The organism is Henriciella marina (genome assembly GCF_027213945.1).
In the GTDB taxonomy this organism is placed as follows: domain Bacteria; phylum Pseudomonadota; class Alphaproteobacteria; order Caulobacterales; family Hyphomonadaceae; genus Henriciella; species Henriciella marina_A.
Map to the genome: position 1 here is coordinate 250,589 of NZ_JAPWGW010000003.1, position 11,454 is coordinate 262,042.

At 61.1% G+C, this 11,454-nt stretch carries 12 protein-coding genes; 7 read left to right on the forward strand and 5 right to left on the reverse strand.

Features of this window, described 5'->3' with window-relative positions:
• Window positions 1-14: 14 nt before the first annotated feature.
• On the forward strand, window positions 15-140 hold the full coding sequence (locus O4G74_RS10430; protein WP_267897069.1) for a hypothetical protein: 126 nt from the start codon (window positions 15-17) through the stop codon (window positions 138-140).
• A gap of 51 nt (window positions 141-191) precedes the next feature.
• On the opposite strand, the gene O4G74_RS10435 is transcribed toward O4G74_RS10430, so the two are convergent.
• Window positions 192-686: a c-type cytochrome gene (locus tag O4G74_RS10435; protein ID WP_269402549.1), complete on the reverse strand. Its 495-nt coding sequence runs from the start codon at window positions 684-686 to the stop codon at window positions 192-194.
• Between the two features lie 79 nt (window positions 687-765).
• On the opposite strand from O4G74_RS10435, the gene O4G74_RS10440 reads away from it, so the two are divergent.
• The gene (locus tag O4G74_RS10440; protein WP_269402550.1) at window positions 766-1,383 is read left to right on the forward strand and encodes a hypothetical protein; all 618 of its coding nucleotides are present in this window, start codon (window positions 766-768) and stop codon (window positions 1,381-1,383) included.
• 11 nt (window positions 1,384-1,394) lie between these two features.
• Here the strand turns inward: O4G74_RS10440 and O4G74_RS10445 are convergent, their stop codons facing one another.
• On the reverse strand, window positions 1,395-2,633 hold the full coding sequence (locus tag O4G74_RS10445; RefSeq protein WP_269402551.1) for a DUF917 domain-containing protein: 1,239 nt from the start codon (window positions 2,631-2,633) through the stop codon (window positions 1,395-1,397).
• Between the two features lie 127 nt (window positions 2,634-2,760).
• Here O4G74_RS10445 and O4G74_RS10450 point away from each other — a divergent pair, with 127 nt between their 5' ends.
• Genes O4G74_RS10450 through O4G74_RS10460 form a run of 3 tightly spaced genes read left to right on the forward strand, consistent with a single transcriptional unit; the run spans window position 2,761 to window position 4,631 of the window.
• Window positions 2,761-3,423: a hypothetical protein gene (locus tag O4G74_RS10450; protein WP_269402552.1), complete on the forward strand. Its 663-nt coding sequence runs from the start codon at window positions 2,761-2,763 to the stop codon at window positions 3,421-3,423.
• A gap of 42 nt (window positions 3,424-3,465) precedes the next feature.
• A complete protein-coding gene (locus O4G74_RS10455) occupies window positions 3,466-4,221 on the forward strand; it encodes a VOC family protein (RefSeq protein WP_269402553.1) in 756 nt (251 codons plus the stop codon).
• 38 nt (window positions 4,222-4,259) lie between these two features.
• Window positions 4,260-4,631 (forward strand): hypothetical protein, encoded by a 372-nt coding sequence (locus O4G74_RS10460; protein WP_269402554.1) that lies wholly within the window; start codon window positions 4,260-4,262, stop codon window positions 4,629-4,631.
• Here O4G74_RS10460 and O4G74_RS10465 read toward each other — a convergent pair.
• The 3 genes from O4G74_RS10465 to ettA all read right to left on the reverse strand — a co-directional run bounded on the left by O4G74_RS10465 (window position 4,628) and on the right by ettA (window position 8,526).
• On the reverse strand, window positions 4,628-5,881 hold the full coding sequence (locus O4G74_RS10465) for a sensor domain-containing diguanylate cyclase (RefSeq protein WP_269402555.1): 1,254 nt from the start codon (window positions 5,879-5,881) through the stop codon (window positions 4,628-4,630). The genes O4G74_RS10460 and O4G74_RS10465 overlap by 4 nt on opposite strands.
• Before the next feature lie 111 nt (window positions 5,882-5,992).
• A complete protein-coding gene (locus O4G74_RS10470) occupies window positions 5,993-6,766 on the reverse strand; it encodes a phosphatase PAP2 family protein (protein ID WP_269402556.1) in 774 nt (257 codons plus the stop codon).
• A 92-nt stretch (window positions 6,767-6,858) separates the two neighbouring features.
• The gene (ettA, locus tag O4G74_RS10475; protein ID WP_269402557.1) at window positions 6,859-8,526 is read right to left on the reverse strand and encodes an energy-dependent translational throttle protein EttA; all 1,668 of its coding nucleotides are present in this window, start codon (window positions 8,524-8,526) and stop codon (window positions 6,859-6,861) included.
• A 178-nt stretch (window positions 8,527-8,704) separates the two neighbouring features.
• Between ettA and O4G74_RS10480 the strand changes: the two genes are divergently transcribed.
• Together O4G74_RS10480 and O4G74_RS10485 are read left to right on the forward strand one after the other, a co-directional pair.
• On the forward strand, window positions 8,705-10,951 hold the full coding sequence (locus tag O4G74_RS10480) for a DPP IV N-terminal domain-containing protein (protein ID WP_269402558.1): 2,247 nt from the start codon (window positions 8,705-8,707) through the stop codon (window positions 10,949-10,951).
• 4 nt (window positions 10,952-10,955) lie between these two features.
• On the forward strand, window positions 10,956-11,396 hold the full coding sequence (locus tag O4G74_RS10485; RefSeq protein ID WP_269402559.1) for a hypothetical protein: 441 nt from the start codon (window positions 10,956-10,958) through the stop codon (window positions 11,394-11,396).
• Window positions 11,397-11,454 lie beyond the last annotated feature (58 nt).

Below are 11,454 nucleotides of genomic sequence, written 5' to 3' on the forward strand. Positions count from 1 at the left end.
AGTGACCAATTCGCATGGCTAAACAGCAGAAATCAAACCGCGAAATCCGGAAGCCCAAGCAGGAAAAGCCGAAGACCAACGCGTCGAACCCGTCCGTGAAGACTGGCGTCAGCAACGTCTTCGACCAGCGCAAGAAATAGGCGCCCCGCTCGCCCCATCCCCGCCGCGCGGGGATGGGGCATCAGCCGACCTCACCCCTCTTCCGGCACCTGCACGGTTTCCAGATAGGCCAGCAGCGCGTCGATCTGTTCTGGCTCGAACTGCCATTGCGGCATTTCGGGGTGGCCCACCATGATGCCTTCCCCAAAAGGTTCGGCCAGCACTTCGACCGGATAGTGCCACGAGATCTCCCGGAACGGCATGGCCTGCGCGTGTTGGCTTTCCCCGGTAAGGCCGATGGCGTGACAGCCCGCGCAGAGCGTTTCGGCAATCGCCTCGCCCTGCCCGACCAGCTCATTCGCCGGCATCGCTTCAGCCTGGCTTACCGGCTCACTGACAGCCAGGTTTGGCGCCTCTTCGACAGGTTCGGCCGCAGGCGTCCCCATCTCCTCGGACGTTCCGCAGGCCGCAAGCGGCAACAGCCCCGCCGCCAGAATACCCATCACGCGCCAGCTCGTCTTCATGCCCTCATCCCTCCAGACTTGCGATAGGTTTCCATCCTGATCCGCGCTGGCCGCCTTGTCCATGCGGGATGGCCCCAACTTGACGCGCGTACTTTTAACGAGAAGAACATCTCGACCAGAAATCGATGGCCGGGGGGACAAGATGCTGGAAGAGTACTGGATCAATCTGACAGATGCGCAGGCATCGCTGATCTCGACAGCGGTGCTGATCGTGGCGGGTGGGCTCGGCGTCCTGCTGGGCGCTGCACTGTTTGGGGGGCGGGTGAAGAACCTGAAATCCGCGCTGGAAGCCTCCAACGAAGCGATTGAGAAACATCAGGCAGAAACCCGTACGCTCCTCTCGGCAATGGAAGAGCAGATGAGCGCCACGCTCGGCGCTGTCAGCCAGTTACGCTCCAGCGTTTTCGACCTTCGTACCGATGTGGAAGAGAAGGTGACCGACGAAGCCGGCAGGATGCGGCAGACTTTCAAGAACCACTGGTATGCCATCCGCGACGAGCTTCAGCGCCGGGCCTCGAACCCGAATATCCATGGCCGTACCCGCACCCGCTATGCCGGCTTTTCCAACAATGAGATCGCCGCCCTGATCGAGGTGATGCAGAAGGATGGCGTCCTGCAGAGCAGCCAGGCGAACGCATTCAACGACGCGCACGGCCTCTGGACCTGGCACCGCAACGGCAAGCCCAGCATGACACAGGGCGACGTCCAGAAGATGCGCGAACTCGCCATAGACCTCGTCCCGAACTACCGCTCGGAATAGGCCCGCGCCCTTCAGTCCGCCTGCAACTCTTCCAGCGGGACATAGTCGAAATCGAAGCCGAAATGGCGCGGCCCGATCAGGTCAATCCCGCGCTCGCTGCGCCATGGGGCCGGTGCGGGAACGCCGACTAAGACCACGTGCTCACCGACGACATAACCGCCATAGCCCACCCCCAAAGTCGACTGCCCCGTCGCGGGATCCAGATTGTAGATATAGTCGGGCGAAACGGCATCCAGCTCACCATTGCGCCAGCCGACGATATTCTCATTCTTCACATAGACGCGGTAAGTCTCGCCCTCATAGGCGCCGGTCCCGGCGAATTCAGCTTCCACCCAGTTGAAGCCGCGCTCGCCGTGTTCCTCAGAGCTCGTGACAACGCCTTCAAACAGGCGGTAGCCGCCACTGATTTCGACAAGTGCCGCGATCGGGTCTTGGCCCGCATCAACCGCCTCACGCACCGTGCGGCCATAGGCTTCCGCTTCGCTGATGTTCCCGGCAAGGACGCCGCGCTCCAGGTCAGAGCCGCTCATCGGCGTCATTGTGATGAAGGCATCGCCGCCACTCGCCACGGCAATGGCGCGGGTCAGGTCCTCTACGCGATATTCATCGACCGCATGCCGGATGATGATCTGGTCGCCCCAAGGCGTGATGACGGCCGTCGGCACAGAGGCAATCTCGTTGATCCAGGGAATGGATTGCTGCACTTCCGGCACCGCCCGTCCGGTAATCCCGGCATCGAGTGTGGGGATACCAAGCTTTGCACCCAGCAGCAGCGCCGTCGCGGTTGCCCCGGCAGCTTCCGACCTTACCAGGGCGGTGACATCCTTGCCGATATGGTCGGCGAATAGCTCAACAACCGCCTGCTCCATCGCGGCATCATCCATCCGTGACAGGCCCTGCTCGGCTGTCCTGTCGATGACATGTTGCCAGGGACCGCCGCCACCAATCCCCTGCACGGCAACGACCACGCCGTCGTCCGGTACAGCCTGCGGGACAAGCAAACGGAATAATGCGCCGTCGGCGAGCGCCGCTTTCACCTGCTCGATCGATGCGGAGGGGTCGCAGTTGCGCGTAGACTGGATGCAGGAGCCGACAAGAATATCGACCAGCTCCTGCTCTTGAAGAATGCGTATGGTCCCGGGCGCCTCAGCAAGGGTGTCCAGAGGCGTCTCGGCCGTCATATTCGCCGCGCAACCACCTATCAGCGCTGCGGCACCAATTGCTGCCCAGCATTTTGCAATCAATCTCATGGTCGCCCCTCGCAATGTTGCCGATACGATAGTGTTACGCCGGAATAGCTCAAGGCGCAGGGCTTTCCTGATTTGCAGCCGCACAGAATATCCCACCCCTGCACCACCGGTGTACTGTTACTGCACCATGGGATGCACCGTCACCGACCTTTCCCCGTTGATTGCACGGGTCTGGCCGCGCCTCGTCGCGCTGGTCGCCGGTATTGCTGCAATGCTGGAAGGCGCTGGCGCCGATGACCGTGCCGTGCGCCTGCATGCCATGCGCCTGTTGCGGCCTGCCGAGGCCCTTGTCCGGCGGATCATCACTCTGCTCGCAGACAGGCTGGAGACCCGGCTGCTTCCTTCTGCGCCGGCAAGCCAGGCAATCCTGCCAAACCGCAATGGTCGCCGACATTCCGCAGGCTTCGCCCTGTTCGAACCGGTCGCGACCTGCGCCGCCGCAGTCGGCGGACCATTGCGCGGGATGCGCTTCCATGCCGGGCCGCGCATTGTGGACGTGCTTGGTCCGGGCACCGCCTGTTCCGCGGTAGAAGAAGCCCCGGCCAGGCCCCGGCTCAACGCCCGGCTTGCTGCGCTACAGAGCGCACTTGAAGCACCAGAACGCCACGCGCTGCGGCTCGCCCGTAGGCGTGCGCGGGCCCTGTCGAGTGACGGTCCCCGTCCGCGTCTGACACCGCTGCGTCCGGGCTGGCCACCCGGCATCAGGGGCCGAGAAACACCTGACTGGCTCAGCGCGACGCTGGACGATCTCAACGCTCAGATCAGGTGCCGGCCCCCGCCCCCTTTCTGAAAGCATTAGGCGCGCGCCTGCCATGTATGTTACCCGGCATACATGACCCGTATACGCATGCGCCAACTCGTTATCGCCGCCGAAAGTCTCGAGACGGCCGATCACCTCCGCACCGTCCTCGGCCTCGGCAAGCCATTTGCTGACCCCGGTGTGAAGGAGTTCGGCCTCGAGAACGCTGTCTTCTCCATCGGCGATCAGTTCCTAGAAGTCGTCGCCCCGACCACAGACGACGCGCCCGCTCGCCGCTTCCTCGATAAGCATGGCGAAGGCGGCTATATGGCGATCTTGCAGACAGAGGACCTCGCAGACGCGCGCGCCCGCCTCGACAATGCCGGTATCCGCCGCGTCTGGAATATCGACCTCGACGATATCTCCGCCAGCCATGTCCACCCGGCCGATGTGGGCGCTGCGATCCTCTCCCTCGATGAGGCACGCCCCTGGAACAGCTGGCGCTGGGCCGGCCCGAACTGGGAGAAACAGTCGGTCAGAGGGCATATTGCTGGCGCGATCTTCAGCGCCCCGGACCCGCGCGCGCTCGCCTCGCGCTGGACCGCTGCCATTGGCAAGCCGGTCACCACCAATAAGGGCCAGACCAGTATCCAGCTGGATGAGAATGAGCGGCTGATCTTCGAAGACGGCAAGCGCGAGGCGCTGTCGACCTTCTGCATCAGCCTCCACAACGCCATGAAAGCACTGGAGCGGGCCGACAGGCTGGACCTCCACAGTGACGGCGATGGTGTCGTCATCGGCGGGGTGCGGTTCGAACTCAACAATCTTGAAACGGCGAGCGCTGGCTAGCAACCCGGCCTGCCACAGCTTCTTTGGGGGAATATCTGATGGACTGGTTCAATGAGCTTTTCGACCTTGCAGCGGTCGCGTCTACAGCGGGTCTTGGCGGCGGGGTGATCAGCGCCATTGTCGTGAAAGCCTTCTCCGGTGCAATCCTGAAATTCCTGGTCCGCATCTTCGCGACGGCTGTCCTGACGGGTATCGGCTTCTACTACCTGCTTGGCTTCCTCGGCTTCGAGATCGTCCCGCGCAGCGAGGTCGCTGCCGCCGCCCCGAACCAGTCGCCATCGGTCTATGCACGCAGTGAAACCTATCTGCCCGGCGCCAGCGATGAAGCTGCAAGCTCCAGCTCTGAAACGCAGGAAGCAGAACGTGACCGCCGTCTCGTTGTCTCTTCGCCTTTCAGACGCGGCGACTAGACGAACTCCACCTCCAGATGGGTGCGTGTGCGTGAGGTCACCTCACATTTCGCATCCAAGCCATCGGCCTTGATAAGCAACCTGAATTCGTTCGGCACATCTGTTGTCGCGATCATGTCGAGGCCAGCGCCTTCCTGACCAAGCGTACGGACCGTACAGTCGATCGTTGAGCCGCCATTTCGGAAGCTGATCTTGCCTGCCTTCAGTACCCGCCGGCGCGCTGCGCGGACGGTAACATCACTCTTGCCGAAGGCGACGCAGCGGTTCCGCCCTTCCGACTTGGCCTGATAAAGCGCCGCGTCGGCCCGCTCCAGCAAACTGTCCAGATCCCGGGTCTCAATGTTGAACGTGCCGATACCAAAGCTCGCCGTGATGCCGACGGTCCGCCCACCAAACTCAAACCGGAGCGCGGAGATATCCCGGCGCAGCTTTTCGGCCGCCTCTAGCGCGCCCTGTCTGTCCGTCTCTGGCAACAGGACAGCAAACTCCTCGCCGCCCATGCGCCCAAGCAGATCGCTGGTGCGAAGCCGCGTCTGCGCAGCCTTCGCCATCTCTCGCAGGACCTCATCGCCAGCCGCATGGCCGAACGTGTCATTGATGGATTTGAAATGATCCAGATCGAAGCAAATCGCCGTGAAATTGTGGCGGTGCCGGGCAGCCAGCGAGGCGATCTGCACACCCTGCTCGCGAAAGGCGCGGCGCGAAAGCGTGCCGGTCAGCTCATCGCGCATGGCCACGCGCCGCAGCTGGAAGTTCTCGGCAACGATATCAGCAAAGTCCTGCAGGACGGCCAGTTGCCCCTCTGTAATCTTGCGAGGTTTCGTATCGACGGCGCAAAGCGTCCCGATCCCCTGCCCGTTGCTGGAACGCACGGGAACGCCAGCGTAGAAGCGGACATGGGGCGGTCCGGCGACAAAAGGATTGTCACGAAAGCGCGGATCTTCGAACGTATCGCTAACCACGAACGGGCCATCAATCGCCAGTGTGAACTGGGAAAAACTGTCGGCGTGCTGCGCTTCCGTTACCGGCGTACCGACAGCAGATTTCAGCCAGAAGCGGTGGCCATCCATGATGGAGATCGCCGCGATTTCGACCTTGAAGATCTTTTTGACCAGGCCAACAATCCTGTCATAGGATTTTTCGGCTGGCGTATTGATGATGCCAAGTTCGCGGACGGCCCGAAGGCGGGAGTTCTCGTCAGGAATGACACCTGTATTTGGGACGCTCTGTTTTGCGGGGTACCCTGGCATGGCCTCGCCTTCCGGTGTGTTTGTCCCCCCACCCTAATTCGGCTTATGACCAGTGTGGACAAAAGCGGTTATCTTGAGGTTAAGCCGCTGTTTTTGATCCGGATACGGCGCTTATTCCTGTGGGACAGGCTCCACCTCAATCGTGCCTTCAGGTGTGACATCCAGCGCATACATGTCGAGGGCTACTTCAAGCGTTATGAAGCCATAGACAGCCCAGACCGCAAACATGACGAGGATGGCGAGCGTGAACGGTCTGGCGAACCGGTCGGCGTTCCGCACCTGGTCAAACCCCCATGCAATCAGGAAGAGCATGATGCTGGCGAGGATCACTGCGCCGATGACATCGGTTGGCCAGTGGGCGCCGAGATAGACCCGCGAGAAACCGATCAGACCGATCAGCAGGATAAAACCAGCCACGGCTAGTTTCTGCACCGAGCCCTTCAGGGCATAGGCGGCGAAGATGGCGAGAGCGCCATAGATGACCGCCGAATTGGTCATGTGGCCGGATGGAAAACTGAAGCTCTCGACCCCGCCATAGAGATCGGCCGTCGGCCGGTCACGCGCGATCAGGAGCTTGATCAGCTTCACAATCAGCAGGGTGGAAATGAAGGCAATGGCACTCATCGCCGCTGGCCACCAGGCCCGACGCAGAAGGAGTGCGATCACGATTGTGGAGGCAATCAGCGTCAGCGCGACAGCATCACCGAACAGGGTGACCAGCACGACGACCCAGTCCGTTGCCGGGCTGCGCGCTTCCTGCACCGCATCACTGATCGCCAGATCGACAGAAACCAGCATCGCCTCATTCTTCACGGCAAGCGCGAGGGCGATGAAAGCGATAGCGGCCAGACCGGCCGGCAGGAAATGTGATCGTGTGTGACGCATACGGACGAAGTGGCGGGCCGGAGAAACTTTTCAAATACTAGCTGTGCGCTTCCCAAACGGGAAACGACAGCAAGATGGCCCGCCGAGAAAGCCTAGTCGCGCTGGAACTTCTTGAATTTGAGCTTCTTCGGCTCAACCGCATCAGGGCCGAGACGGCGCTTCTTGTCTTCCAGATAGGACGAGAAATCGCCTTCGAACCATTCGACGTGGCTGTCACCTTCGAAAGCGAGAATATGGGTCGCCATACGGTCAAGGAACCAGCGATCGTGCGAGATCACCACGACAGAGCCCGGGAAGCCGTCGAGGCCTTCTTCGAGCGCCTGCAGGGTTTCCACGTCGAGGTCGTTGGTCGGTTCGTCGAGTAGGAGGCAGTTGGCGCCCTGGCGCAACATCTTGGCGAGGTGGACGCGGTTACGCTCACCACCAGACAGCAGGCCGACTTTCTTCTGCTGATCGGAACCCTTGAAGTTGAAGGCGCCGACATAGGCGCGTGAGTTCACTTCAACGCCGCCAAGGTCGATGACGTCGAGGCCGTCGGAGACTTCTTCCCAGACATTCTTCTTGTCGTCGAGCTGGTCGCGGCTCTGGTCAACATAGCCAAGCTTGACCGTGTCACCGACGCGGATCGCGCCCGTATCCGGGGTTTCCTTGCCCATGATCATCTTGAACAGGGTCGACTTACCAGCACCGTTCGGGCCGATCACGCCGACAATGCCGCCCGGCGGCAGAGCAAAGGACAGATCATCGATGAGAAGGTTGTTGCCGAATGCCTTACGCAGGTCTTCCGCCTCAATGACAATGTTACCAAGGCGTGGGCCAGGCGGGATACGGATCTGCGCCGTGGACACTTTCTCACGCTCAGCCTCGGAGGCGCGCTGCTCATAAGCAGAGATACGGGCCTTGGATTTTGCCTGACGGGCCTTGGCGCCTGCGCGAACCCATTCGAGTTCTTTCGCGAGCGTGCGCTTCTTGCCAGCATCCTCGCGGGCTTCCTGCTCCATCCGCTTGGCCTTCTGCTCGACCCAGTCGGAATAGTTACCCTTGTAAGGAATGCCGCGGCCGCGATCGAGCTCGAGGATCCAGTCGGTTATTTCATCGAGGAAGTAACGGTCGTGGGTGACGAGGATCACACAGCCCGGGAAGTTGATGAGATAGTTCTGCAGCCAGGCCACCGTCTCGGCGTCGAGATGGTTGGTCGGTTCGTCCATCAGGATCATGTCAGGCTTCGAAAGAAGCAGCTGGCAGATCGCGACGCGGCGAATTTCACCGCCTGAAAGGTTGGTGACGGACGCATCGCCTTCAGGACATCCGAGGGCGACCATCGCCATCTCGATCTTGGAATCGATGTCCCAGGCGTCTGCCTGGTCGACCTGCTCCTGCAGGGCCGTCATCTCTTCCATCAGCTCGTCAGTGTATTCCTCACCGAGCTTCATCGAGATTTCGTTGAACTTGTCGAAGATCTGCTTTTCCGGGCATTGCGAGGCGATGTTCTCGAACACCGTCTTGCTTTCGTCCAGCTTCGGCTCCTGCGGCAGGTAGCCGACCTTGGTGCCGGGCGCCGGGTTGGCCTCGCCATTATACTCAGTGTCCTGACCCGCCATGATGCGCAGCAACGTTGACTTACCAGCACCGTTCACGCCGACAACACCGATCTTGGCGTCTGGCAGGAAGGACAGGTGGATGTTTTCGAATACCTTCTTGCCGCCTGGATAGGTCTTGGTCAGGCCCTGCATGTTGAAGACGTATTGTTGACCGGCCATGGGGTGAGAACGCTCGCTGATCTGGATTGGAAATCGGAAACCGCCGATGTAGTCGCTGGGGCCCCTCAAGATCAAGGTAGAAGGTGTGCGGACGGGTGTTCACCAAACGCTCAAATTCTGCGGCGACTACCAGTTGCGGGGGCTGACACCTGCCGGAACTACGCTAGGTATGGCCGTCATGCGCAATCTCGTTTCTGGCCTTGCTGCCGCCCTTCTTCTCGCCTCCCCCGCAATCGCACAGACCGGACAGGACACTATGGCCTCCAAAGAGCTGACGATCGAACGTCTCTATGCCTCGCCTTCGCTGAGCGGGCCTGCGCCAACGGGCGTGAAATACTCTCCCGATAGCAGCCGGGTGACCTTCCTCAAGGCGCGCGAGGACGATTCCAGCCGCTATGACCTCTGGCAGTTCGATGTGGAGACGGGCGCGCAGTCCATGCTGGTCGACTCGACCTTGCTGGAGCCTGAAGAGGTGGAGCTGTCGGAAGAGGAAAAGGCGCTGCGTGAGCGCCGCCGGATCGCTGGCCGCAAGGGTATCGTGGACTATGACTGGGGCACGGCCGATACCATACTCGTCCCGCTGGGCGGGGACCTTCATCTGGTGACGCTTGACGCTGACGGCGCGCAGACCCGCCAGCTGACGCAAACCGAAGCTTTTGAGTATGATGCCCGCGTCTCCCCGCGCGGCAATTATGTAAGCTTTGTTCGGGATGGCGCGGTCTTCGTGATCGAGCTGGCAAGCGGCGAGGAGCGCCAGATCACGCTGGACGCCGAGCCTGACAATGCGATCTCATACGGCGTGGCCGAGTTCGTCGCGCAGGAGGAGATGAGCCGGTATACAGGTTATTGGTGGAGCCCGGATGAGCGCCACATCGCCTTTACCAAGGTCGATGAAAGCACGGTCGACATCATTGAGCGCTTCGACATCAAGGCTGAGGAAACCACGGTCATTGACCAGCGCTATCCGCGCGCCGGGACGCCGAATGCGATTGTCGAGCTTTTCGTTCATGACCTGAAAAGCAGCGAAGATGCGCGCCTGATTTCAGTCGGGCCGGACACGTACCTTGCGCGGGTGAACTGGGCAGGTGGCAGCCTCTGGTTCCAGACGGTGAACCGCGACCAGACCGAAATCCGCTATAACCGCACCGATGGTAAGCCGTGGCGGGTCTGGTCTCCGCTCAAAGAGACGCAAGGCAACTGGGTCAATCTTTCGAACGACTTTGTCGGCCTCGATGAAGGCATCCTGCTGACCACCGAGGAGACCGGCTACCGTCATCTCGCCATCTCGCCAGATGGCAGCAATGCGAGCGAGCTGCATTTCCTGACCAGCGGCGAGTGGGCTCTCGATAGCCTCAAGAGCGTCGACCGGGACAATGGCATTGTCTACTTCACCGGCTATGCCGACACGCCGCTGGAGCAGCACCTCTATTCAGTCCCGCTGAGCGGCGGCGAACCCGTGCGCATCACCGAAGCGGGCAAGTCATGGTCGGTCAGCATGGCGCCCGACGCGCAGTCCTTTGTCGGGACGTCTTCGGCACCGAACCAGCCGCCGCAGACAGGTCTATATACGGCCAGCGGGGAGCTTATCGCATGGGTCGAGGAAAACGCACTCAATGCGGACCACCCCTACGCCCCCTATCTCGATGCCCATGCCGAGCCTGAGTTCGGCACGCTCGAGGCCGAGGATGGCCAGACGCTTTACTACTCCATCCTGAAACCCGCCGATTTCGACGCCTCGAAGACCTATCCTGCCATCGTCGAAGTCTATGGCGGCCCGCATGCGCAGACGGTCGACCGTGACTGGGAGAGCCTGTCTGACCAGTATCTTGCGCGTCAGGGCTTCATCGTCTTCCGCCTAGACAATCGCGGCATGGCGAACCGGGGCAAGGCGTTCGAGGATGTCATCTATCGCCAGACCGGCGGGCCGGAAGTGCGCGACCAGCTGAAAGGCGTCGAATGGCTGAAATCCCAGCCCTTCGTCGATGCGGACCGGGTCGCCATCCAAGGCTGGTCCTATGGCGGCTACATGACGCTGATGACCATATTGCAGGCGCCGGCAGGCACGTTTGCCGCCGCCGTCGCTGGCGCGCCCGTCACCGACTGGTCGCTTTATGATACCTTCTACACAGAGCGCTACATGGACACGCCGCAGGACAATGCGGACGGCTATGACAAGTCATCGGTCTTCTATCATCTTGAGCGTCTGGAAGCAGAACTGCCGCCGCTCCTCCTCGTCCACGGTATGGCCGACGACAATGTCACCTTCGACAATACGACAAGGCTGATGGCGGAGATGCAGGAGAAAGGCCTTCTGTTCGAGCTGATGACCTATCCTGGCCAGCGCCACGGCATCCGCGGCCAGGCCCTGCAGACCCACCTGATGAAGACCCGTATGGCGTTCCTGAACAGGCAGCTCAAGGAATAAGCGATTGGAGCAAGGGTTCGGCGGTTTTCTGGCGCACGGCGCAAGTCTTGTCGGCGCCGTCTTAACCGCTCTGCTCGCGGCACTCACACTTGTGCTGTTTCTGTGGGTTCTGCTCGCAACGCTCGCGATCTTCATGAGAGCGTTCGGGATGTCCTACTATCCACGCATTACCGGGTCGTACCGCCGCGTTTGGGTACTGGCCGTCCTGCCTCTCTTCTGGGTCTTCTACATGTATTGGGGAAGTGATCACGCAGTCGACTGGGTGACTGGAGAGCCGGGAAAGCCCGAATGGATCAGTCAGGTCGTCACATTCTCGCTGCCGGTGATGATCCCCATCCTTTTTGCAGTGGCCGTGTGGCTCAAAGGCGCCCGTGTCTTTGCGGTCAAGTATGGCTTGGCAAATCTCTGGCTCGCCTGCATCGCTGCTTTCGTAGCGCTCTACTAGTCGCGGGAGCCAGGCACCAACGTGCCAGCGATCACGTCGCTCAAAGACTGAGCGGACT